This is a genomic window from Rhodovulum marinum (assembly GCF_004343075.1).
Lineage (GTDB): Bacteria > Pseudomonadota > Alphaproteobacteria > Rhodobacterales > Rhodobacteraceae > Rhodovulum > Rhodovulum marinum.
In genome coordinates this window covers 26815-49516 of the sequence record NZ_SLXP01000007.1, presented here as the reverse complement: position 1 = coordinate 49516, position 22702 = coordinate 26815, and the positions used below count along the sequence as shown (strand labels likewise).

The following is a 22702-nucleotide window of genomic DNA, read 5'->3' as shown; positions in this document are numbered from 1 at the left end:
GCCGTCAGCCGGCGTCGGTTTCGCGGGCCGTGGGCGGCGCCCCCCGGGTCAGCCCGGCAAAGTCGAACAGCGCAGGGTCCAGCAGGTGCGAGGGCCGCGCGTTCATCAGCGCGCGGAACATCTTTTGCCGGCGGCCGGGGTGGTTCTTTTCCCACTGGTCGATCAGCGCTTTCACCTGCTTGCGTTGCAGCCCGTCCTGGCTGCCGCACAGGTCGCAGGGGATCACCGGATAGTTCATGGCGCGGGCGAATCTCTCGCAATCGGCCTCGGCGACATGGGCCAGCGGGCGATAGACGAACAGGTCGCCCTCCTCGTTGACCAGCTTGGGCGGCATCGTGGCCAGCCGCGATCCGTGGAACAGGTTCATGAAAAACGTTTCCAGGATGTCGTCGCGGTGATGGCCCAGCACGACCGCCGAACACCCCTCTTCGCGCGCGATCCGGTACAGGTGCCCCCGCCGCAGCCGCGAACACAGCGCGCAATAGGTCCGACCCTGGGGGATCTTGTCCATCACGATGGAATAGGTGTCGCGGTATTCGATCCGGTGCGGCACCCCCATCTTTTCAAGGAATTCCGGCAGAACCGTCGCTGGGAACCCCGGCTGGCCCTGGTCCAGGTTGCACGCCAACAGGTCCACGGGCAGAAGCCCGCGCCATTTCAGCTCGTGCAGCGCCGCCAGCAACGTATAGCTGTCCTTGCCGCCCGACAGGCACACCAGCCAGCGCGCGCCGCGCTCGATCATGCCGTACTGTTCGATCGCCTCGCGGGTGTGGCGCACGATCCGCTTGCGCAGTTTCTTGAACTCGGTGGTCGAGGGCGCGCCCTCGAACAGCGGGTGGATATCGTCGGCATTGTCGAACATGGCGCGCGTCCTTGGGGGCCTGCCCGCGATATCGCAATCGCCGCGCCCCGCGTAAAGCCCTTTGCGATTCGCCGGAACGGGGCGACACTGGGCCAAGCCTTGCAGGAAACCGGGGAGAGCGGCCATGGACTTCATCTTTTGCGTGCGCAGCGTGCGTGGCGGGCAATTCGCCTCGGAACCCGGGGCCACGCATTTCCTGGCGGTGCCCGAAGGCGCGGCCACGCCGGTGCCCGATCACCGGATCACCAAGCGCGACTGGTTCGCCCGGGTCCAGGAAGAGGCGAAATCCGGCACCTTCGACGGGCTGCCCGCGGGCGATATCGTGATGAACGTGCACGGCTACAACAACAGCCAGCAAACCATGCTCGACCGCCACCGCAAGATCCGCAAGGGCCTGGAGGCGCACGGGTTCAAGGGCGTCGTCGTCAGCTTCGACTGGCCCAGCGCCGACAGCGCGCTGAACTACCTCGAGGATCGCACCGACGCCAAGCAGACCGCGTTCCGCCTGGTCGACGAGGGGATCGCCGCCTTTGCCGCGCTGCAACGGCCCGATTGCCGGATCAACGTTCATATCCTGGCCCATTCAATGGGCGCCTACGTGGTACGCGAGGCGTTCGACGATGCCGACGACCGGCCCGCCGTTGCCGCGCACAGCTGGGCGGTCAGCCAGGTGATGCTGGTCGGCGCCGACATCTCGGCCGCCTCGATGGAGGACGGCAACCCGAAATCCTCCTCGCTCTACCGGCACTGCGTGCGGCTGACCAACTATTACAACCCGTACGATTCGGTGCTGTCGCTGTCCAACATCAAGCGGATCGGCGTGGCGCCCCGGGCGGGCCGGATCGGCCTGCCCGACGCGCTGCCCGGCAAGGCCGTGAATGTCTATTGCGGCGAGTATTTCGACCGGCACAAGGACATGTTGGGCGATGCACCGACGGTGGCGCATAACTGGTATTTCGACGATGCCCATTTCATGCAGGACGTGTTCCTGACGGTGCAGGGGGACCTGGACCGGCACGAATTCCCGACCCGCCTGCCCACCGCGCAGGGCAACCTGGCGCTTCGGCCCTGAGCCCTAGCGCCCGGGGGCGTCGCGGTCCTTGGGGTCGGGGACCGGGTCATAGCCGCAGCCGCCCCAGGGATTGCAGCGCAGGATGCGTTTCGCCGCCATCCAGCCGCCGCGCAGCGCGCCGTGCTTTTCCAGCGCCTCCAGCGCATAGGCCGAACAGGTCGGCTGATAGCGGCAGTTGAACCCGATCCACGGGCTGAGGATCAGCCGGTAGGCCCGGATCGGCAGCGCGACAAGGCGGGCCAGCGGGGTCATCGGTCGCCCCCGTGCACCTTGGCCAGCGCGCGGCGCAGGTCGGCCTGCATCTCGGCGAAATCGCGGGTGGCGGTGATCCCCGGCCGGCCGATCAGCACGTAATCCCAGCCGGGCCGGCCATCGGCGGGCAGCACCAGACGTGCGATCTCGCGCAGGCGCCGCTTGGCGCGGTTGCGCGCCACGGCGTTGCCGACCTTTTTCGAACAGGTGAAACCGACGCGGATACCCTCGGCCTCGCCGGGGGCGCGCTGGCGGGCCTGCAGGGTGAATCCGGGCGTGCCCTGCCGCCGGGCGCGGGCCGCGCGCAGGAAATCCGCCCGTTTCGTCAGGACATGCAGACAGGACGAAACCGCCGGGGGCGCTTGCGTGGTCTCCGGCCTGTCGCCTGCCACGTTCGCCCCCGGCGGTGTCATGTCGTCCAGCGTGATGGCGCGGGTCTTACGCGCTCAGCCGCTTGCGGCCGCGGGCGCGGCGGGCGTTCAGGATCTTGCGACCGGCCTTGGTGGCCATGCGGGCGCGGAAACCGTGGCGCCGCTTGCGGACCAGGTTCGAGGGTTGGAAAGTGCGTTTCATCGCGCTTCGCTCCGTTCGCTCAGGCCCAAACCGCGTGCGGATTCGAAGGCCCCATGATGTTCGAAGCCCGCTCTTTAGGGGGTCGGGCGGGACAAGTCAATTCATCCCCGGCCGGAATTGTTGCAACATTTGCCCCGTTCGTCCGCGGGAATGTTACGAAGCCGTTGCATTTGCGCCGCGGAACCGGTCCTCTCCGTCACCGGCGATCAACGCGGCGTGAGGGCCCTGTCGCCCGGCGCGGCGAAATCGCATGTTCCGGGGGATGCACAACCTTGGGACGGCCGGACAGAATGAGCGACATGACACAGACCCCGAAGCCCGGCCTTGCCCGCCGCCTGCCGCTGATCGTGATCCTCGCGGTGGCGGCGCTGGGCGCGCTCACCTTGCGCGACCAGCTGTCGTTCCAGGCGCTGGCCGACCATCGCGAGGCGCTGATCGGGGTCCGCGACGCGAACTATGCGCGCACCGTTCTGGGCTTCGTCGCGGCCTATGTCGTGATTGTCGCCTTCTCGCTGCCCGGTGCGACGGTGGCGACGCTGGCGGGCGGGTTCCTGTTCGGGGTCTTTCCCGGCGTGCTGTTCAACGTGGCCGCGGCGACCATGGGGGCGGTGCTGATCTTCCTGGCTGCGCGCTGGGGGCTGGGCGACCGGCTGGCCGCGCGCATCGACGCCTCGGAAGGCCGGGTGAAACGCCTGCGCGAGGGGCTGCGCGAGAACGAGCTTTCGGTCCTGTTCCTGATCCGGCTGGTGCCCGCGGTGCCGTTCTTCGTGGCCAACCTCTTGCCCGCGCTGGTGGGGGTGTCGCTGGGCCGCTTCGCCTTCACCACCTTTTTCGGGATCATGCCGGGCGCGCTGGTCTACACCTGGGTCGGCGCCGGGCTGGGCGAGGTGTTCGCCCGGGGCGAGACGCCGAACCTCGGCATCATCTTCGAACCCCATATCCTGGGCCCGCTTCTGGGTCTTGCGGCGCTGGCCGCGCTGCCCATGGCGGTCCGCCTGATCCGCCGCGGGGCCGCCTGAGATGGCCCGGATCAAGACAGATCTCTGCATCATCGGCGCAGGTTCGGGCGGGCTGTCGCTGGCCGCCGGCGCGGTGCAGATGGGCGCCCGCGTCGTGCTGGTCGAGGGCCACAAGATGGGCGGCGACTGCCTGAACTACGGCTGCGTCCCGTCCAAGGCGTTGCTGGCGGCGGCGCAACAGGCGCAGACCGTGCGCAAGGGCGGCTTCGGCGTGGCGCCCGCAGAACCGCGGGTCGACTACGCCGCCGCCATGGCGCATGTGCACGCCGCCATCGCCACCATCGAACCCCATGACAGCGTCGAACGATTCGAAGGGCTGGGCGTGCGCGTGATCCAGGCCTGGGGTCGGTTCCTGAACGATCGAGAGCTGGAGGCCGGCGGCGACATCATCCGCGCCCGTCGATTCGTGATCGCCACCGGCTCGCGCCCCGTCGTGCCGCCGATCCCGGGGCTGGACGCGGTGCCCTACCTGACCAACGAAACGCTGTTCGACCTGCGCGACCGCCCCGGCCACCTGATCGTCATCGGGGGCGGTCCCATCGGGATGGAAATGGCCCAGGCGCACCGCAGGCTGGGCGCGCAGGTCACCGTGATCGAGGGCGACCGCGCGCTGAACCGCGACGATCCGGAACTGGCCGCCATCGTGCTGGACCGGTTGCGCGCCGAGGGCATCAGGATCGTCGAGGGCGCGCAGGCCGACCGCGTCAGCGGGGCCGACGGCGCGATCACGGTCGAGACCGGGCAGGGCACAGTCACCGGCACGCACCTGCTGGTCGCCGCCGGGCGCCGCCCCGCGCTCGACCGGCTGAACCTCGACGCGGCCGGCGTCGAAACGACGCGCGCCGGCGTCAAGGTCGGCCCCGACCTGCGCAGCACCAACCGCCGCATCTATGCCATCGGCGATGCCGCGGGGGGGATGCAGTTCACCCATGTCGCGGGTTATCACGCGGGCGTGGTGATCCGCCCGATCCTCCTGGGCCTGCCCGGCAAGGCGAAGACCGCGCATATTCCGCGCGTCACCTATACCGACCCCGAGCTTGCCCAGATCGGCCCGACCGAGGCCGAGGCCCGCGCCGAGCATGGCGACAAGCTGACCGTCGCCCGGTTCGATTTCGCCGGCAACGACCGCGCCATCGCCGCGGGCCGCACCGAGGGCCGAATCAAGGTCATGGTCGTCCGCGGCCGTCCCGTCGGCGTGTCCATCGCCGGCCCCGAGGCGGGCGAGCTGATCGGCCCCTGGGCGCTGGTGCTCGCCAACAACCTGAAAATGACCGCCGTCGCGAACATGGTTGCGCCCTATCCGACGCTGGGCGAGGTTAACAAGCGGGCGGCGGGTGCTTATTTTTCGCCCAAACTGTTCGAGAACCCCTGGGTCAAGCGGGCCGTGCGGCTGATTCAACGCCTCGTGCCCTGATCCCCGGGGCCCATTAGGCGCAAGGCATGTTCCTGAATTCGCTCTCCGGCCGCTTCCTGATGCTGACGATCCTGTTCGTCATGCTGGCCGAGGTGCTGATCTTCGTGCCCTCGGTGGCGCGCTTCCGCGAGGATTACCTGCTGTCGCGGCTGGAACGCGCCCAGATCGCCTCGCTGGCGCTCTTGGCCACCGACGAGATGATCGGCGAGGACCTGGAAAAGGAACTGCTTGCCAATGCGGGCGTCTACAACGTCGTCCTGCGCCGCGACCAGGCGCGCGAACTGGTCCTTTCCTCGCCCATCCCCGAGCCCGTCCACGAAAGTTTCGACCTGCGCAGCGCCGGACCGGCCGAACTGATCGCGGACGCGCTGCGCCAGCTGGCCGATCCCCAGCCCCGGGTGATCCGGGTCATCGGCGAACCCGTGCGCGGCGCGGGCCTGCTGATCGAGGTGACGATGGGCACCGAATCGCTGCGCATGGCGATGATCGACTACGGCTTGCGCATCCTTCTGCTGTCGGCGGTGATCTCGGTGCTGACGGCGCTGTTGCTGTTCCTCGCGGTGCGCCGCCTGCTGGTCACGCCGATCAAGCGGGTGGTCCGCGCCATGCAGCTTTACGCAGAGGCGCCCGAGGATACCCGCCGCATCATCTCGCCCACCGCGCGCGTGCGCGAATTGCACGAGGCCGAAACCACGCTGCAATCCCTGCAAAATGAACTGACGGGCGCGCTGCGCCAGAAAGAACGCCTGGCGCAATTGGGCAGCGCGGTCGCCAAGATCAGCCACGACCTGCGCAACATCCTGACCACCGCCCAGCTGTTCGCCGACCGGATGGAACGCAGCGACGACCCCGGCGTGAACCGCGCCGCGCCCAAGATCGTCGGCGCGATCAGCCGCGCGGTGAACCTGTGCGAGACGACGCTGGCCTTCGGCCGCGCCCAGGAACCGCCGCCCCGGCTGGAACGGGTGCAACTGGCCGCCATCGTCAACGATGTCGTCGATGCCGAACGTCTTGCCGCCGGCGAGGAAGAGGTCAGCTTTGCCGAGGACGTGCCAGCGGGCCTGACGCTCAGGGCCGATCCCGAACAGCTGCACCGGGTGCTGACCAACCTGATCCGCAACGCCCGCCAGGCGATCGCCGCCGCCGCCCGGCCCGGCGAAATCGGCATCCGTGCCGACGAGGACGAAGAGGCCTGGACGATCCACGTCACCGATACCGGCCCCGGCCTGCCGCCCAAGGCGCGCGAGCACCTGTTCCAGCCCTTCCAGGGCGGCACGCGCAAGGGCGGCACGGGCCTCGGCCTTGCGATCTCGGTCGAACTGGTGCGCGGCCATGGCGGCACGCTGGTGCTCAAGCGAAGTGACGCGACCGGCACCGAGTTCGAGATCCGCCTGCCGAAATCCGAGGCGGTGCTGTACGGGCCGGACGGTGGTGTCTCCTGACCCGAAGAAACGCGATCGGGCCTCAGGTCGGTTTGCCCCTTGCAAAGCCGGATCACCGGCGTTACATGCACCACCCACGCGCTGGTAGCTCAGTTGGATAGAGTACTTGACTACGAATCAAGGGGTCGGGGGTTCGAATCCTCCCCAGCGCGCCACTCCCCCTCATCAACGCCGATCCGATTGCTGATTGCGAATCGCGCCGGGTGCGTGATCCGGCCCGCGTGGCCGGCGCGGGGCGCGGGATCGTGCCGAAAAAGCCCGTAACATCCAGTGAACCGGCCATTGCAAGGCGCCCGGGGCGCGTATCAGCGTCGCAGGCAGGGATCGCGGGCTGTCATCCGGGAAGGGGCGCGCTATTGTCCGCCTCGGCCGACAGCGAATGTGCCGTCCCGAAGGTCCGTGACCTTGCGGGTGGTCAGGTGCTTGAACGGCCGGACGCGGGAGAGAACTGGGGCTCCCGCCAGAGAACCCGCAGGAGGACGTCCTGCCACGGGAGGCGCGCGCCCTCCGGGGGCAGCGGACAGAAAAAGGATGGAAGATGGCCGATAACAAGCAGAACCTGATCCGCCTGATCGTCGCCGCACCGGCGATCGGTCTCGCGTTCTATGCCGTGACCTATAGTGGGTCGCCGAAGCCCGAACCGGCAGCCGTCGAAGAAGCGGCCGCGGTCGAGGCGCCCGCCGAGGAAGCCGTTGCGGAAGAGGCCCCGGCCGAAGAAGCCGCCGCCGAAGAAGCCCCGGCCGAAGAAGCCGCCGCCGAGGAAGCCCCGGCAGAGGAAGCCGCCGCCGAGGAAGCCCCGGCAGAGGAAGCCGCTGCCGAGGAAGCTCCGGCCGAGGAAGCCCCGGCCGAGGAAGCCTCGGCTGAAGAGGCCGCTGCTGAAGAAGCCCCGGCTGAAGAGGCCGCTGCCGAGGAAGCTCCGGCCGAGGAAGCCGCTGCTGAAGAAGCCCCGGCCGAAGAAGCCGTCGCTGAAGAAGTGCCGGCCGAGGCTGTGTCGTCGGAAATCAACCCGCAGCCGGAACCGCCGGGGATGGAAGCTGTCGAAGCCCCGGTCGTCGATACGCCCGAAGCCGCGGCAAGCGCGATGACGCTGGCCGAGCAGGCGGCGGCGCTGGCTGCCGAATACGCCGATCTTGCCCAGCGCGCCGCGGCCCTGGCCGGCAAGTCGGCCCTGCTGGTGGAAGAGGCCCCGGCCGAGGAAGCCGTTGCCGAAGAGGCCCCGGCCGAAGAGGCCCCGGCCGAGGAAGCCGCCGCCGAAGAGGCCCCGGCCGAGGAAGCCGCCGCCGAAGAGGCCCCGGCTGAGGAAGCCGTTGCCGAAGAAGCCCCGGCTGAGGAAGCCGCCGCCGAAGAGGCCCCGGCTGAGGAAGCCGCCGCCGAAGAGGCCCCGGCTGAGGAAGCCGCCGCCGAAGAGGCCCCGGCCGAGGAAGCCGCCGCTGAAGAAGCCCCGGCTGAGGAAGCCGCCGCTGAAGAAGCCCCGGCCGAGGAAGCCGCCGCCGAAGAGGCCCCGGCCGAGGAAGCCGTCGCCGAAGAAGCCCCGGCTGAGGAAGCCGTTGCCGAAGAAGCCCCGGCCGAGGAAGCCGTTGCCGAAGAGGCCCCGGCTGAGGAAGCCGTTGCCGAAGAGGCCCCGGCTGAGGAAGCCGTTGCCGAAGAGGCCCCGGCCGAGGAAGCCGTTGCCGAAGAGGCCCCGGCTGAGGAAGCCGCTGCCGAGGAAGCCCCGGCTGAGGAAGCCGCCGTCGTCGCGGCCGCCTTCACCGGCGATCCGGTCGCTGGCGAGAAGGCGTTCCGCCAGTGCGCCACCTGCCACGTGGTCACCAGCCCCTCGGGCGAGATGCTGGCCGGCAACGGCGCCCGCGTCGGTCCGAACCAGTACGGCACGCCCGGCCGCGTTGCCGGCAGCGTCGAAGGGTTCCGCTATTCGAAGTCGATGATCGCGGCCGGCGAAGCGGGCCTGGTCTGGACCGAGGACCTGGTCGTCGAATACTCGCAGAACCCGACCGAGTTCCTGCGTGAATACCTCGGCGATCCCAAGGCCCGCGGCAACATGACCTACAACGCCCGCAACCCGCAGGAAGTGCGCGACATCTACGCCTATATCGCGACGCTGTCCCAGGAGTGATCCGGGGCGGGCGGGACCCGCTGCGTTCACTGGAAACGACACCGCCCCGGCCGAACGGCCGGGGCGGATTTCATTCCAGGGGGGCTAGCGCGTCAGCCCGGCATAAAGCTGGGGCAGCCGCTCGGGCAGACGTTCCACGTTGTCGAGGATGAAGAAGTTCCGCTGCCCGAAGATCTGCGCGACGTAACTGTCGGCGCGCGGGTCCAGCGTCAGGCAGAACGGGATCACGCCCTGCTTGGCGACCTCCTGCACCGCGGCGCGGGCGTCCTGGCGCAGGTATTGCGGGTCGCGCACGTCGATATCGGCGGGCGCCCCGTCGGTGATGACCAGCATCAGCTTTTTCGCCGCCGCGACGCGCGACAGGTGCGCCCCCGCATGCCGGATCGCGGCCCCCATGCGCGTCGACAACTGCCCCTGCATCCCCGCCAGCCGTGCCTTGGGCATCTCGTTCCAGGGCTGATCGAAATCCTTGTAGCGCTGGTAGAACACGTTGTGCCGCCCGTCGGAACAGAACCCGTGCAGCGCGAAGGCATCGCCCACTTTGTGGATGGCTTCCGCCAGCAGGACGGTGGCCGCCTTGGTCAGGTCCAGCACGGTCTGGTCCTGCCCGGCGACCTTGTCGTTCGTCGATTCCGACAGGTCCAGGAGCGTCATCACCGCGATGTCGCGCACCTTGCGGACCGACCGCATCATCACCCGCGGGTCGGGCTGGCGGCCCATGCGGATGTCGATCATGGCGCCGAGGGCTGCGTTGATGTCGATCTCGTCGCCATCCTCCAGCTTGCGGATGCGCTGCACGCCCTGGGGCTGCATCGCGTCCAGCAGGTGCCGCATCCGCTGGGTCAGCTTGCGGTTCTCGGCCAGGATCGTCTCGATCTCGGCCGGGTCGCCCAGGCGCGGGCGCTTTTCCAGCACGGTCGCCCAGGCCGGGCGCGCCATCTGGATCTGGTAGTCGAATTCGTCATAGGGGACGGGGGGCGCGGTGGGTTCCTTGCCTTCCTTCTCGTTGAAGGACAGACCGTCATCGTCGAACAGTTCGTGTTCGGCGACCCAGATTTCCTGGGCGTCGTCGCCCGCGGTCTCGACCTCGACCTCGTTGACCATTTCCGAGACGCTGACGTATTTCCGCACCTGTTCCGGCGCGGGGGCAAAGCCCTTCTCCCAGTCGATCTCCTCGAATTCCCAGATATAGCGGTTGTCGTCGCGATAGGGCGCGCCCTGCACGTCGCGATAGGCCGAATAGGGGCGGTCGCGCAACTGGTGCGCCAGCTGCAGGCCCAGGTCGCGCGATATTGCGGCATCCGACAGGTCGGCCCCGGCAAACGCCCCACGCGCCCATGCCGCCACCGGGTCGTCGGTTTCCCACTCCGGGTCCAGCAGCGCCAAGGCGATCCGGTCGAACTGCGCCCCCATCGCCCCGTCGCCCGTGGGCGCGTGGAACTGCCGCCACAGGTCGCGCAGGCGGGGGAACCGGGCAATGGCCAGCGCCTCGATCCGCGCATCCTCGATCAGCCCGACACAGGCCCGTTGCAGCGCGTTCAACTCGTCGCCGGGAATCGCCCTGGTCGTGGCGACCACATGGGCCGAGGCATGCGCCGCGGCGGCGCGGTACAGATCCAGCCCCGGCACGCCGTTCCAGTCGTCATAGGCATCCGGCAGGTGCAGGAAGAAATCGGCGATAAAGGGCCGCGCGCCCTCGCGGGATTCGAAATCGCCGGCGGTCGGGCGCATCAGGAAATCGCGGCCCCAGAGTGCCCTCAGATACATCCCGATCCGGCGGTGGATATCGACGAACAGCGTTCCCTTGCGTTCCTTTTGCAGGATCGCCTGTGATTCGGCGCTTTCCAGGCTGAAATAGCGGGTCAGTTCCTCGAAATCGGTGCGATGCGCCTGCGCGCCCCAGTTGGCCCAACGGCGCAACCCGCCCAGCGTGAGGACGTCGAGCAACTCTTCCAGGTGTTCCAGCATGGGGCGCAGACCGCGGGGCGCCTGCGCCAGCAATTGGTTCAGCAACTGCAGGTAGGCCAGGAACAGGTCGGGGTCCGACAACCGGCGTGACGCGGTGGGGGCGGTCGCGATCACCCGCTCGATCACCGCGCCCGAGGTGCGCGAGGCAAAGCCCAGAAGCGTCTGCGCGAAATCGGGCACGATATCCTCGCCCAGGTCGCGCGCCAGCACCGGCACGACCTCGATCCAGGTGCGCACGATGTGATCGCCCCGCCCCATGTGACCCAGCGCCACCGCCCCCTTCAGCCAGTTATCCAGGCCCCGGGGCGACAGCACCCGCACCGCATCGGGCCAGCATTGGTCCAGCACCTCGCGCTGGGCCGCGTCCAGCTCGGCGGTCAGCTCGGCAAACTCGTCGAGCGTCGACATGGCTCAGAAATAGGTCGTGACGGCGGCGTCAAGCGCGTCGCGCATGTCGGGGTCGTCGGTGATCGGCCGCACCAGCGCCATCTGGCAGGCCGCGACCGGCGCGATGCCCTGCGCCATCAGGCTGCCCGCATGGATCAGCATCCGGGTGGAAATCCCCTCGTCCAGCCCGTGCCCCTTGAGGTTGCGCGCGCGTTCGGCGATCGACACCAGCTTGTCCGCGTCCTCGGCGTTGACGCCGGATTCGTGGGCCACGATCTCGACCTCGACGGCATGTTCGGGATAGTTGAAATCCAGCGCGCCAAAGCGCTGCTTGGTGGACTGTTTCAGGTCCTTCATCAGGCTTTGATAGCCCGGGTTGTACGAGATCACGAGGTGGAAATCCGGGTGCGCGCGCAGGATTTCCCCTTTCTTTTCCAAGGGAAGGACGCGCCGGTTGTCGGTCAGCGGGTGGATCACCACGGTGGTGTCCTGCCGCGCCTCGACGATTTCGTCCAGGTAACAGATCGCGCCGTGCCGCGCGGCGAATGTCAGCGGCCCGTCCTGCCAGCGGGTGCCGTCCGCATCCAGCAGGAACCGGCCCACGATGTCGGATGCGGTCATGTCCTCGTTGCAGGCGACCGTCACCAGCGGCTTGCCCAGCTTCCAGGCCATGTGCTCGACGAAGCGCGTCTTGCCGCAGCCCGTCGGCCCCTTCAGCATCACCGGCATCTTGGCGGCATAGGCCGCCTCGAACATCGCCACCTCGTCGGTGACGGGCCGGTAATAGGGTTCGCCCGTCACGCGGTATTGCTCGATCACATCCGTCATCCTCGCCTCCCTGCGATCGGCCCGCCGCGCGTGCGGCGCGGCGGGCCAAGGTGCATCAGACCATCTTGCCGCGGACGACCACCATGTTGGCGCCCTGGCTCTGGGTAAAGTTGTTGTACCCGATCAGGCGGACATGGTTGCCGGGATTGGCCTCGGCGCAGGCCTTGATCTCGGCCAGGATGGCGTCGACATCGGTTTCGCCGAACATCGGCAGCTTCCACATGTACCAGTAGTTCGACGTGGCATGCTCGGGCTCGGTGTGTTCGACGGCCGGGTTCCAGCCGTGTTTCACGATCCATTCCACCTGCTTGCGGATTTGCGCGTCGTCCATTTCCGGCAGGTAGGAAAAGGTGCCCATCTTGCGGCTGGCCGGGTCGGACAGGCGCGATGTGTAGTCCTGAACGCTCATGTTTCTCTCTCCCTAAGCGATTAGCGGTGCTGGGTGTCCAGCTTGTCCACGGTGTCGAACTCGAACTTGATCTCTTTCCACGTCTCCATGGCGATCTTCAGTTCGGGGCTGTGCTTGGCCGCGTTGATCAGGATGTCCTTGCCTTCCTTCTCGATCTCGCGGCCCTCGTTGCGGGCCTGAACGCAGGCCTCCAGCGCGACCCGGTTCGCCGCGGCGCCCGCCGCGTTGCCCCAGGGATGGCCCAGCGTGCCACCGCCGAACTGCAGGACCGAGTCGTTGCCGAAGATCGAGACCAGCGCCGGCATGTGCCACACGTGGATGCCGCCCGAGGCCACCGGGAACACGCCCGGCATCCCGCCCCAGTCCTGGTCGAAGAAGATCCCGCGCGAGCGGTCTTCCTTGATGTAGCGGTCGCGCATGATGTCGATCCAGCCCAGCGTCGCCTCGCGGTCGCCTTCCAGCTTGCCCACGACGGTGCCCGAATGCAGGTGGTCGCCGCCCAGAAGGCGCAGCAGTTTCGTCAGAACGCGGAAGTTGATGCCGTGATTCGGGTTGCGGTCGATCACGGCGTGCATGGCGCGGTGCACGTGCAGCAGCATGCCGTTGTCGCGGCACCACTTGGACAGCGAGTTATGCGCCGCCCAGCCCAGCGTCAGGTAGTCCGACATGATGATCGGCGTGCCGATCTCCTTGGCGTATTCGGCGCGCTTGTACATCTCTTCCACGGTGGGCGCGGTCACGTTCATGTAGTGACCCTTGCGCTCGCCGGTTTCCTTCTCGGCCTTCTCGATCGCCTCCTGGCAGAAGTCGAAGCGGTCGCGCCAGCGCATGAAGGGCTGCGAGTTGACGTTCTCGTCGTCCTTGGTGAAATCCAGGCCGCCGCGCAGGCATTCATAGACGGCGCGGCCGTAGTTCTTGGCCGACAGGCCCAGTTTCGGCTTGATCGTGCAGCCCAGAAGCGGGCGGCCATACTTGTCCATCTTGTCGCGCTCGACATTGATGCCGTGCGGCGGGCCAAAGCAGGTGGTCACGAACCAAAGCGGGAAGCGCACGTCCTCCAGCCGCAGCGAGCGCACCGCCTTGAAGCCGAACACGTTGCCCACCAGCGAGGTGAAGACGTTGACGACCGAGCCTTCCTCGAACAGGTCCATCGGGTAGGCGATGAAGGCGTAGAACGCGTCATCGCTGCCCGGCACGTCCTCGATCGCGTAGGCGCGGCCCTTGTAATAGTCCAGATCGGTCAACAGGTCGGTCCAGACCGTCGTCCAGGTGCCGGTCGAGCTTTCGGCGGCGACGGCGGCCGCGGCCTCCTCGCGGTCGATGCCGGGCTGCGGGATCACCTTGAACACGGCCAGGACGTCGCTGTCCTTCACCTTGTAATCGGGTTCCCAATAGGTCGACCGGTATTCCTTGACACCGGCATCGTATTTCTTGGCCATGTCGCCTCCTCCGAGATTTGTGCCGTTCCTCCACCCGATCCGAGTCGGGTCGGGGGCACTATGGCCGCTTGCGTCAATATGCAAAAATGAATAGTTTTTATTTCCACAATAGATGAAAGGTTATGATATTTGCCCGTCACCATCCGCCAGTTCCGCGTGTTCCAGGCCGTGGCCCGGCACGAAAGCTATACCCGCGCCGCCGAGGAGCTGAACCTGACCCAGCCGGCGGTCTTTGCCCAGGTCCGGCAGCTGGAGGAACGGCTGGGCATGGCGCTGATGGAACGGGTCGGCAAGCGGATGTTCCTGACCGATGCGGGCCGCGTGGTGCTGGAGGGCGCGCGCGACACGCTGGAAGGGCTGGAGCGGATGAAGATGCGGCTTGCGGACATGCGCGGGCTGCGCGAGGGGCGGCTGAAGCTGGCCATCGTGTCGACCGCCCAATATTTCATGCCGCGGCTGCTGGGCGATTTCTGCACGCAGAACCCCGGCATCGAGGTCGCGCTGACGGTGACCAACCGGCAAGCGATGCTGGAACGCCTGGCCGCCAACGAGGACGACCTGTGCGTGCTGGGCTCTGTCCCCGACGGGCTGGACGTGGTCGCCACCGCCATCGCCGACAACCCCATCGTGGCGGTGGCGCGCTATGACCACCCTCTGGTCGGGCAGCGGAACATCGCGCCCGAGCGGATCGCGCGCGAACCCTTCATCCTGCGCGAAGCGGGATCCGGGACGCGGCTGGCGGCCGAGCGGTTCTTTCGTGCGCGCGGGCTGACGCTGCCGATGCGGATGGAACTGGGGTCGAACGAGGCCATCAAGCAGGCGGTCATCGGCGGGCTGGGGCTGGCGTTGCTGTCCCGCGATACGCTGGCGCTGGAGGGGCAGACCGGGGTTCTGAAGGTGCTGGACCTGGCCGGGTTTCCCCTGATGCGGCAATGGCAGGTGGCCTATCCGCGCGGCAAGCACCTGTCGGTGGCGGCCGAGGCGTTCCAGGATCACCTGGTGGCCAGGGCCCGTACCGCGGTCGAGGCGGGACCCGAATTGCCGCCCGCCCTGCCGGCGGCGGCGGGCGGGTGAGGGGCGTCCGGGTTTCGCCTTGGCTTCGCCAAGGCGACCGGCTGGGGGCTCTGCCCCCAGACCCCCGGGGTATTTCGCCCAAGAAAAAGTCCCGGGCAGGTGTTTTCAGAAAGCGACCTCGACGCCGGGCAGCTTGAGCGCAACCATGAGGTCGCGCAATTCCTGCCGCGCGGCGACGTTCGAGATGTTCATGCCCGTCACGCCGATATCGCGCAGGTCCAGCAGCGTCAGGCCATTGGGGAACAGTTCGCGGAAGATCACCCGTTCCGAGAAGCCGGGCGCCACGCGGAAGCCGATGCGGCGCGACAGGTTTTCCAGCGCCTCGCCCATCTTGCGCTTGTTGTGCATCTGCTGGGCGCCCAGCCGGTTTCGCAGCACCACCCAGTCGATCGGTTTCAGCCCGGCCTGGGCGCGCATCTGCCGCGCGCTCCAGACCATTTCGGAATAGACCGACGGGCCGAGGATCTTGCCCGTCGCGCCGTCGTGGCGGGCCAGCAGGTCGAAATCGATGAAGCTGTCGTTGAGCGGCGTGATCAGCGTGTCGGCCAGCGTGTGCGCGACCTGGCTGAGACGGGTATGCGAGCCGGGACAGTCGATCAGGATGAAGTCCTTCTGCTGTTCCATCCCGGCGATGGCCTCGGCGATGCGGCGGTCGTGGATGTTCTCGCCCGGTTCCAGCTGGTCGGGCGCGATGTCGGGCAACTCGCGGTAATCGGGCATCGGCAGGTCGATGCCTTCGCGGTCGAGATAGGCGCGGCGGTTTTCCATGTAGCGGCCGAAGCTGCGCTGGCGCAGGTCGAGGTCCAGCGCGCCGACCCGGTGGCCCAGCCGCGCCAGCGCGGTGGCGACATGCATGGACACGGTGGATTTGCCGGCACCCCCCTTTTCGTTGCCGACGACGATGATATGCGCCACGTCCGATGTCCCCCTGCGATCTGTTGGCCTGTGGGAGGCAGAGTCGCCAACCACCATATGTTGTGGCGACCCGTAGTCAAAGCCGGAGTTGAGGGCAAGGTGTCACCCGTGGCGTGCGTGTCGCGGGAAAGCCGCGCCGGGGCGGGGCGGTCAGACCGGCGGGTGGCCCGGTGGCATTGCCGGGGCCGCGGGGGCGGCTGCAACCGGCGGGGCGGCCGGTGACAGCGCGGCACCGGTGCGCGGGGCGGTGGACAGGTCATGCTTCCAGTCCTGAAGCGCCCGCATCAACGCGGCCGAGGCCGCCTCGAACGGGCCGTTCAGCACCTCGCGCGCCTCGGTCTTGCGCCCGCCGGTGGCGTGCAGCAGCACCTTTGCGGCATTGGCGTGGAATTCGGCGTGCAGCTGCGCGACCCTTCGGTAAATCGGCAGGATGCGCACGGCATCGGGGATATCGGGGCCGTGGAACCAGCGCCCGAAGTCACAGGCATGGTCGCAGGCGGCCTCGTAGGGCGACATCTCGGACGTGCCGGAATGCAGCGCGCTCAGCAATGCGGATTTCCAGGCCATGTGTTTCTTGAGCGCGGCGTCGATGCCCGGGATCAGGGCGTCCCAGTCGGTCATGCGTCTTGCCTCCGGTGATGCAAATGCCCCCGGGATGACTATCTCCGCCAGAGGTGAACGCCGCCTTAACGCCGGCCCGCAACGAAAACGCCGCCCCGGGGGGGCGGCGTGTCCGTAGGCGAATCGGGCGGGGTTCAGAACCCCAGGCCCTCGTATTTCTTCTTGAACTTCGACACGCGGCCGCCGGTGTCCATCAGGCGCGAGCTGCCGCCCGTCCAGGCCGGGTGCACCGACGGGTCGATGTCCAGCGCAAGGGTGTCGCCTTCGTTGCCATAGGTCGATTTCATCTGCACCACCGTGCCGTCGGTCAGCTTGACGTCGATCAGGTGGTAGTCGGGATGGATTTCTTTTTTCATGGACCCTCTCCTTACGCCTCGGCCTTGGGCTTGTAGGTGCTGTCCTCGGCGATCCGGGCCGATTTGCCCCGGCGCGAGCGCAGGTAGTAGAGCTTGGCGCGGCGCACGCGGCCACGGCGCACGACCTCGATCGAGTCGATATTGGTGGAGTACAGCGGGAACACCCGCTCCACACCCTCGCCGAACGAGATCTTGCGGACGGTAAAGCTTCCGGCGATGCCGCTGCCGTTCTTGCGGGCGATGCACACGCCTTCATAGTTCTGCACGCGGGTGCGGGTGCCCTCGGTCACCTTGTAACCCACGCGGATCGTGTCGCCCGGCTTGAAATCCGGAATTTTCTTGTCGAGGGCGGCGATCTGTTCCGCCTCGAGCTTTGCGATCAGGTCCATCGCATCGTCTCCATCTCTGCTCGCGGTTCGTTCCGCGAAGGTGATGCAACCCTCAGAGCTCTTGGTCTCCGTCCGGGTCCCTACCGTGACGCTCACGGTAAGCCCGCCAGAGGTCAGGGCGGCGTTCCTTGGTCAGCCTTTCGGCCATGGCCCGGCGCCAGTCGGCGATCTTCGCGTGATGGCCCGACAGGAGAATGTCGGGAATCGCGCGGCCTTTCCAGACGGCGGGCCGTGTGTACTGCGGATGTTCAAGCAGGCCCTCGGAAAAGGATTCCTCCTCGGTGGATGCCTGATTCCCGAGTACGCGGGGTATAAGGCGGACGCTTGCGTCGATCAAGGCCTGTGCGGCGATCTCGCCGCCCGTCAGGACGAAATCGCCCAAAGATACCTCTTCGACGGCGTATTCCTCGATCACGCGTTCGTCCAGCCCCTCGAACCGGCCGCAGATCAGGGTGATCCCGTCGGCCTGCGCGAACCGGTGGGCCATCGCTTGCGTGAACGGCGCGCCCCGGGGCGACAGGTAGACCACCGGCCAGCGGGCGCGGTCGCCGGGCGTGCCGATCGCCGCCTGGTCGAGCGCGGCGCCCATCACGTCGGGGCGCAGTACCATGCCCGCACCGCCCCCCGCCGGCGTGTCGTCGACATTGCGGTGCTTGCCCTCGCCAAAGGGGCGCAGGTCGATGGTTTCCAGCGCCCAAAGCCCAAGGTCCAGCGCGCGACCCGTCAGCGACAGGCCCAGAACGCCCGGGAACGCCTCGGGGAACAGGGTCACGACCCGCGCCGTCCACGCGCCTTTCAGGCGCGGGCGGCCGTCCATCAGGTCGCGGGGCTGCAGGCTCGCCGAGATCGAGAGCCGCCCGTGCGAGCGGGGCCCGGGGGCCTTGGGCGTGTCCGTCATGGGCGGTCTCCGGCCGGAAGCGGCGAAAGGCGAAAGCCTCAGCCCTTCAGCGACAGCGCCAGGAACCCGCCCAGCCCCAGCGCCGACACGACCAGCGGCAGCCACAGCGGCAGCGCGACCAGCGGCGCGCCGAAGGCCCAGACGATGCCGAAGCCGATCAGGAAGGCAAGGTTCACCCAGATGATCTGGTTGATGACCAGCATCGGCAGCGCCTTGGCCAGCGACTTGCCCTGCGCGGCGTTGGCCGCGCGGGTCTCGGGGTCGGCGATGCGCGCCACGCTGGCCAGCGCGGCGATGATCAGGATGACCCAGGCCGGGTTCTGGGATTGCCCGGCCAGGAAGGCGCCCAGCAGGATGATCGCGTAGAAGATGTTCGGAGTGGACATGACGGTTCTCGTTCCTGTTTTCCGCGGCTCAGGGAAACAGCCCTTCGGGCGGGTCCGCAATGAGGCGCCCGGCCGCAAGATCGACGGTCGGCACGCAGGCATTGGTAAAGGGCAGCAACACGGTCGAGGACAGCCCCGGACCGTGGATTTCCAGCAACGCGCCCGCGCCGTGGTCCTGCACGCTGCGGACCCGGCCCAGCACCGTGCCGCCGGTGTCCAGCACCTCCAGACCGATCAGGTCGGCGTGGTAATACTCGTCCTCGGGCAGCGAGGGCAGCACGGCACGGTCGGCATAAAGCTGGGTGCCGCGCAGCGCGTCGGCCTGTTCCTTGGTGGCGACGCCCGACAGGCGCGCGGCGAACCCGCCCTTCACAGGGCGGGTCAGCGTGACGTCGAAAGACCGCGCGCCGTCCTCGGTGAACAGCGGCGCGTAATCGGCGATCGCCGTGGGGTCGGCGCAAAAGCTTTTCAGCCGCACCTCGCCCCGAACCCCGAAGGCCCCGGCGATCGCCCCGACACAGACCCGTGTCTCGCTCATGCGCGCCTCATCGCGTGGCCCCGATGCACAGGCCCCGCGGATCCACCTGCCCGCCGGCATCCCGGCACCGATCCGCAAGGATCGACCGCTCGAGCTTCATCCCGAGCCAGACGCCGCCGAACAGGAACAGGATCGCGAAAAGCCGCAGCATGGGCGGGGCGCCGGCCGATCACTCGGCCGATGCTTCCTCGGCGGGGGCGGCGGCCTTCGCGGCCTTCTCCTCGGCACGCTCCTTGGCCTTGGCGCCGGGCTCGCCCTTCTTGGGGTTGGCGCGCTCTTTCTTGGCCAGCACGCCGGCCGCTTCCAGCATGCGGGCGACGCGGTCGGTCGGCTGGGCGCCCTGGGCGACCCAGTGCTTCACCCGGTCGAGGTCCATCTTGATGCGGTCCTCGCTGTCCTTGGCCAGCAGCGGGTTGTAGGTGCCCAGCTTCTCGATGAAGCGGCCGTCGCGGGGCATGCGGCTGTCGGCCACCACGATGCGGTAGAAGGGACGCTTTTTCGAGCCGCCGCGGGCGAGACGAAGTTTCAGTGCCATGGTCAGTTTCTCCTGTTTTTGGCGTTCGGCGGAAGGCCCGCCTATTTCTGGTGTTCGATATGGTGACGGATGACTTCCTGGATGATGAAGGCCAGGAATTTCTTGGCGAATTCCGGGTCGAGATCGGCCTCCAGGGCCAATGCCTCGAGCCGGGCGATCTGGTTTTCCTCGCGCGCGGGGTCCGAGGGCGGCAGCCCGTGCAGCGCCTTGAGCCGGCCCACCGCCTGGGTGTGCTTGAACCGCTCGCCCAGCGTGTAGACAAGGATCGCGTCCAGCCGGTCGATGCTGGCGCGGTGCTCGGCCAAAACCTCGGCGGCGCGGGTGGCGTCGTCAGTCAAGGGGCACTCCTTTCGTGCGGAAAACGGGATCGCGATAGCATCGGATTTCCATGAGGATCCCATCGGTCAGCTGGCTGGATCGCAGCCGCGCGGGAGAGGGGTGCCGATAGGCCACGTCATGGCTGTCGATGGTCGGGGCCGCCTCGTCGATCTCTGCGCCCAGCCGTTCGCACAGCCGGACGGAACTGACGTTCTTGGGGTCCACATAGGTCACCGCCGTGTCCCAGCCCATCCGGTCGTACAGCCAGCCGCGCACGGCGTGCACCGCCTCCAGCGCGATGCCGCGGCCCTCGACGCGGGGCCAGATCACCCAGGCGATTTCGCGTTCGGGCCAGCCCTTGGGATACCAGCCGCCGGCCATCCCGCAGGTTGCATCGGTGTCGCGGTCGTGGATCATCCACATGCCGAAGCCGTGGATCTGCCAATGCCCGATCTCGGCGGCATACAGCATCCAGCTTTCGTATTCGGACAGCGGCCCGCCCATGAACCGCGCGCGGTAGCTGGTGAAGGTCGCCTCGAAATTCGGATAGTCCTCGGGCGCGGGGCCCTTCAGCACCAGCCGGTCCGTTTCGATGACGGGGATCGCGCTATGGGCCATCACCGCACCCCCGCGGGGCCGGGGTGGCGGTAGATGATGACGGTGCCGAACCGGGCAAGTTCGACCGTCTTTTCGGGCGTGGCGCCCAGCCGTTCGGCCACCCGGGCCGAGGCGGTGTTGGCGGGGTTGACCAGGCTGATCGCGGTGGGCCAGCCCAGCACGCCATAGGCATGGTCGCGCGCCGCCGCCGCGGCCTCGGTGGCATAGCCCTTGCCCTCGAAGCCCTCGAACAGGTCCCAGCCGATTTCCGGTTCCGGCCAGCCGTCCGGGTTCCACAGCCCGACAAGGCCCGCGGCCCGGCCGGTCGCCTTTTCCTCGACGATCCAGCGGCCATAGCCGCGCAGCGCCCAATGCCCGATCTCGGTGGCCAGTTGCCGCCAGCTGTCCTCGGCCGATTTCGGCCCGCCCACGAAACGCGACCGGTCCGAGGCATAGAACGCGCGCAGCACCGGCACGTCGGCCGCGCACGGGGCCCGCAGCACCAGCCGCCCGGTGTCCAGCGCCGGGATCGTGATCGCGGCAGTCGCCGGATCGGGTATGCGGGCCGTCGCCGTCACTTCTTCTTGCCAAGTCCGCTCAGGCCCGGGGGCAGGTCCATCCCGCCGCCCATGCCGGGCATGCCGCCGCCCATCCGGCGCGCGGCCTCTTCCAGCGCCTTGGGATCCATGCCGGCCATGTCGGCGGGCAGGCCGCCCTTGCCGCCGAACATGCCGCCCATCGCCTTTTTCAACAGCGCCCGGCCGCCCTTCTTGCCCAGCTTCTTCATCATGTCCGACATCTGCCGATGCATCTTCAAAAGCTTGTTCAGTTCCGGCACGTCCAGCCCGGCGCCCGCCGCGATCCGCTTCTTGCGGCTGGCCTGCAGAAGTTGCGGGTTGGCGCGTTCCTTTTTGGTCATGGAATTGATCAGCGCGATCTGGCGGCGCAGGATCGAATCGTCAAAGCCCGCCTCTTCCATCTGCTTGGACATCTTGCCCATGCCGGGCATCATGCCCATGATGCCTTCCATCCCGCCCATCTTCAGCATCTGTTCCAGCTGCATCTTCAGGTCGTTCATGTTGAACTGACCCTTCTGGAACCGCTTCATCATCCGCTCGGCCTGTTCGGCCTCGATGGTGGCCTGGGCCTTTTCCACCAGCGAAACGATGTCGCCCATCCCAAGGATGCGGCCCGCGATGCGTTCGGGGTGGAACTCCTCGATCGCGTCCAGCTTTTCGCCGAGGCCCACATACTTGATCGGCTTGCCGGTCACCGCGCGCATCGACAGGGCCGCACCGCCGCGCCCGTCGCCGTCCATCCGGGTCAGGATCACGCCGGTGATGCCGATACGCTCGTCGAAATTCTCGGCGGTGTTGACCGCGTCCTGGCCGGTCAGGCCGTCGACCACCAGCAGGGTCTCGCGCGGGTTGGCGACGTCGCGCACCGCCTCGACCTCGGCCATCAGCGCCTCGTCGATCGACAGGCGCCCCGCGGTGTCCAGCATGTAGACGTCATAGCCGCCCATCGCCGCCTGCTGCTTGGCCCGCTTGGCGATATCGACGGGCTTCTGCCCCGGCACGATGGGCAGGGTGTCGACCCCGATCTGCCGGCCCAGGATCGCCAGCTGTTCCATGGCGGCCGGGCGGTTCACGTCGAGGGACGCCATCAGAACCCGCTTGCCGTTCACCTCTTTCAGGCGTTTCGCCAGCTTGGCGGTGGTGGTGGTCTTGCCGCCGCCCTGAAGGCCGACCATCAGGATCGGCGCGGGCGGGTTGTCGATTTTCAGATACCCCGGCTCGCCCTCGCCGGTCAGCACCTTGACCAGTTCGTCATGGACGATCTTGACGACCTGCTGGCCCGGCGTGACCGATTTCGTCACCTCCTGGCCGGTCGCCTTGTCCTGCACCGACTTGACGAAGCTGCGCGCCACCGGCAACGAGACGTCCGCCTCCAGCAGCGCCACGCGCACCTCGCGCAGCGCCGTCTTGACGTCGTCCTCGCTCAGCGCCCCCTGCTTGGTCAGCCGGTCGAAGACGCCGGAAAGGCGATCTGAAAGACTTTCGAACATGGGCGGGGCCCTCCGTCGACCGTTGCACCTTGCCCCCGAATGTGGGTGGGGACGCCTGATTTGTCAGCGTGACGCGATGCGCCAAACGCGATTTGCCCCCGTGGGCGCAACCGCGCTGACGGGGGGCGATCCCGGATATGGTCCCGGGACCGGAAGGGTCTGCACCTTTCCGGATATCGGCGCGGCTTAAGCCACGGATGGGCGCCGGAGTCAAGCGCGGCCTGCCCGT

The 22702-nt window shown here is 67.9% G+C and carries 27 protein-coding genes and 1 tRNA gene; 7 read left to right on the top strand and 21 right to left on the bottom strand.

The window, feature by feature from the left end; genetic code table 11:
- Positions 1–4 precede the first annotated feature (4 nt).
- Positions 5–862 (bottom strand): tRNA 2-thiocytidine(32) synthetase TtcA, encoded by an 858-nt coding sequence (ttcA, locus tag EV662_RS11675; RefSeq protein WP_132462438.1) that lies wholly within the window; start codon positions 860–862, stop codon positions 5–7.
- Positions 863–986: 124 nt separating this feature from the next.
- Between ttcA and EV662_RS11670 the strand changes: the two genes are divergently transcribed.
- Positions 987–1934, top strand: coding sequence for an alpha/beta hydrolase (locus EV662_RS11670; protein WP_132462436.1), 948 nt, complete (start codon positions 987–989; stop codon positions 1932–1934).
- 3 nt (positions 1935–1937) lie between these two features.
- On the opposite strand, the gene yidD is transcribed toward EV662_RS11670, so the two are convergent.
- From yidD to rpmH, 3 genes are read right to left on the bottom strand one after another with little or no spacing between them, the layout of a single operon-like run.
- On the bottom strand, positions 1938–2186 hold the full coding sequence (yidD, locus tag EV662_RS11665; RefSeq protein WP_132462434.1) for a membrane protein insertion efficiency factor YidD: 249 nt from the start codon (positions 2184–2186) through the stop codon (positions 1938–1940).
- Entirely contained in the window at positions 2183–2599 is a 417-nt protein-coding gene (gene rnpA / locus EV662_RS11660) for a ribonuclease P protein component (protein ID WP_132462432.1), read from the bottom strand. The genes yidD and rnpA overlap by 4 nt, the downstream gene beginning before the upstream one ends.
- A 25-nt stretch (positions 2600–2624) precedes the next feature.
- Complete coding sequence (gene rpmH, locus EV662_RS11655; RefSeq protein ID WP_132462430.1) at positions 2625–2759, bottom strand: 50S ribosomal protein L34; 135 nt, start codon at positions 2757–2759, stop codon at positions 2625–2627.
- 290 nt (positions 2760–3049) lie between these two features.
- Here rpmH and EV662_RS11650 point away from each other — a divergent pair, with 290 nt between their 5' ends.
- From EV662_RS11650 to EV662_RS19735, 5 genes are all read left to right on the top strand, one after another.
- Positions 3050–3778 (top strand): TVP38/TMEM64 family protein, encoded by a 729-nt coding sequence (locus tag EV662_RS11650; protein WP_132462428.1) that lies wholly within the window; start codon positions 3050–3052, stop codon positions 3776–3778.
- A gap of 1 nt (position 3779) precedes the next feature.
- On the top strand, positions 3780–5192 hold the full coding sequence (locus EV662_RS11645) for a dihydrolipoyl dehydrogenase family protein (protein WP_132462426.1): 1413 nt from the start codon (positions 3780–3782) through the stop codon (positions 5190–5192).
- Between the two features lie 26 nt (positions 5193–5218).
- A complete protein-coding gene (locus EV662_RS11640) occupies positions 5219–6634 on the top strand; it encodes a sensor histidine kinase (protein ID WP_132462424.1) in 1416 nt (471 codons plus the stop codon).
- Positions 6635–6712: 78 nt separating this feature from the next.
- A tRNA-Arg gene (locus tag EV662_RS11635) sits at positions 6713–6789 on the top strand.
- A gap of 383 nt (positions 6790–7172) precedes the next feature.
- The gene (locus EV662_RS19735) at positions 7173–8747 is read left to right on the top strand and encodes a c-type cytochrome (protein ID WP_207903615.1); all 1575 of its coding nucleotides are present in this window, start codon (positions 7173–7175) and stop codon (positions 8745–8747) included.
- Between the two features lie 84 nt (positions 8748–8831).
- Here the strand turns inward: EV662_RS19735 and EV662_RS11615 are convergent, their stop codons facing one another.
- From EV662_RS11615 to EV662_RS11600, 4 genes are read right to left on the bottom strand one after another with little or no spacing between them, the layout of a single operon-like run.
- Complete coding sequence (locus tag EV662_RS11615) at positions 8832–11123, bottom strand: nitric oxide reductase activation protein NorD (RefSeq protein ID WP_132462422.1); 2292 nt, start codon at positions 11121–11123, stop codon at positions 8832–8834.
- A 3-nt stretch (positions 11124–11126) separates the two neighbouring features.
- Positions 11127–11930, bottom strand: a complete 804-nt coding sequence (locus tag EV662_RS11610; RefSeq protein WP_132462420.1) for a CbbQ/NirQ/NorQ/GpvN family protein — start codon at positions 11928–11930, stop codon at positions 11127–11129.
- A gap of 55 nt (positions 11931–11985) precedes the next feature.
- The gene (locus EV662_RS11605) at positions 11986–12339 is read right to left on the bottom strand and encodes a ribulose bisphosphate carboxylase small subunit (RefSeq protein WP_132462418.1); all 354 of its coding nucleotides are present in this window, start codon (positions 12337–12339) and stop codon (positions 11986–11988) included.
- 20 nt (positions 12340–12359) lie between these two features.
- The gene (locus tag EV662_RS11600) at positions 12360–13778 is read right to left on the bottom strand and encodes a form I ribulose bisphosphate carboxylase large subunit (protein ID WP_132462416.1); all 1419 of its coding nucleotides are present in this window, start codon (positions 13776–13778) and stop codon (positions 12360–12362) included.
- Positions 13779–13907: 129 nt separating this feature from the next.
- On the opposite strand from EV662_RS11600, the gene EV662_RS11595 reads away from it, so the two are divergent.
- The gene (locus tag EV662_RS11595) at positions 13908–14852 is read left to right on the top strand and encodes a LysR family transcriptional regulator (protein ID WP_132462414.1); all 945 of its coding nucleotides are present in this window, start codon (positions 13908–13910) and stop codon (positions 14850–14852) included.
- Between the two features lie 105 nt (positions 14853–14957).
- Here the strand turns inward: EV662_RS11595 and EV662_RS11590 are convergent, their stop codons facing one another.
- From EV662_RS11590 to ffh, 13 genes are all read right to left on the bottom strand, one after another.
- Positions 14958–15767 carry a division plane positioning ATPase MipZ gene (locus EV662_RS11590; protein ID WP_132462412.1) on the bottom strand — a complete coding sequence of 270 codons (810 nt, stop codon included), beginning with the start codon at positions 15765–15767 and terminating at the stop codon, positions 14958–14960.
- Positions 15768–15917: 150 nt separating this feature from the next.
- Positions 15918–16388, bottom strand: coding sequence for a CZB domain-containing protein (locus tag EV662_RS11585; protein WP_132462410.1), 471 nt, complete (start codon positions 16386–16388; stop codon positions 15918–15920).
- 134 nt (positions 16389–16522) lie between these two features.
- Positions 16523–16744, bottom strand: a complete 222-nt coding sequence (rpmE, locus tag EV662_RS11580; RefSeq protein WP_132462408.1) for a 50S ribosomal protein L31 — start codon at positions 16742–16744, stop codon at positions 16523–16525.
- A gap of 11 nt (positions 16745–16755) precedes the next feature.
- Entirely contained in the window at positions 16756–17133 is a 378-nt protein-coding gene (gene rplS / locus EV662_RS11575) for a 50S ribosomal protein L19 (protein ID WP_132462406.1), read from the bottom strand.
- A 52-nt stretch (positions 17134–17185) separates the two neighbouring features.
- Positions 17186–18031 carry a tRNA (guanosine(37)-N1)-methyltransferase TrmD gene (trmD, locus tag EV662_RS11570; protein WP_132462404.1) on the bottom strand — a complete coding sequence of 282 codons (846 nt, stop codon included), beginning with the start codon at positions 18029–18031 and terminating at the stop codon, positions 17186–17188.
- Between the two features lie 38 nt (positions 18032–18069).
- Positions 18070–18417, bottom strand: coding sequence for a hypothetical protein (locus EV662_RS11565; protein WP_132462403.1), 348 nt, complete (start codon positions 18415–18417; stop codon positions 18070–18072).
- A gap of 28 nt (positions 18418–18445) precedes the next feature.
- Positions 18446–18955 (bottom strand): ribosome maturation factor RimM, encoded by a 510-nt coding sequence (rimM, locus tag EV662_RS11560; RefSeq protein ID WP_132462401.1) that lies wholly within the window; start codon positions 18953–18955, stop codon positions 18446–18448.
- Positions 18956–18962: 7 nt separating this feature from the next.
- The gene (locus EV662_RS19550; protein ID WP_165915583.1) at positions 18963–19106 is read right to left on the bottom strand and encodes a hypothetical protein; all 144 of its coding nucleotides are present in this window, start codon (positions 19104–19106) and stop codon (positions 18963–18965) included.
- An 18-nt stretch (positions 19107–19124) separates the two neighbouring features.
- Positions 19125–19490, bottom strand: coding sequence for a 30S ribosomal protein S16 (rpsP, locus tag EV662_RS11555; RefSeq protein ID WP_132462399.1), 366 nt, complete (start codon positions 19488–19490; stop codon positions 19125–19127).
- 41 nt (positions 19491–19531) lie between these two features.
- Positions 19532–19828, bottom strand: a complete 297-nt coding sequence (locus EV662_RS11550; protein ID WP_132462397.1) for a chorismate mutase — start codon at positions 19826–19828, stop codon at positions 19532–19534.
- Positions 19821–20426, bottom strand: a complete 606-nt coding sequence (locus tag EV662_RS11545) for a GNAT family N-acetyltransferase (protein WP_132462395.1) — start codon at positions 20424–20426, stop codon at positions 19821–19823. Before EV662_RS11545 ends, EV662_RS11550 begins: the two co-directional genes overlap by 8 nt.
- Positions 20426–20983, bottom strand: a complete 558-nt coding sequence (locus EV662_RS11540) for a GNAT family N-acetyltransferase (protein WP_243695832.1) — start codon at positions 20981–20983, stop codon at positions 20426–20428. Before EV662_RS11540 ends, EV662_RS11545 begins: the two co-directional genes overlap by 1 nt.
- A complete protein-coding gene (gene ffh, locus EV662_RS11535) occupies positions 20980–22473 on the bottom strand; it encodes a signal recognition particle protein (protein ID WP_132462393.1) in 1494 nt (497 codons plus the stop codon). The genes EV662_RS11540 and ffh overlap by 4 nt, the downstream gene beginning before the upstream one ends.
- Between the last annotated feature and the right edge of the window lie 229 nt (positions 22474–22702).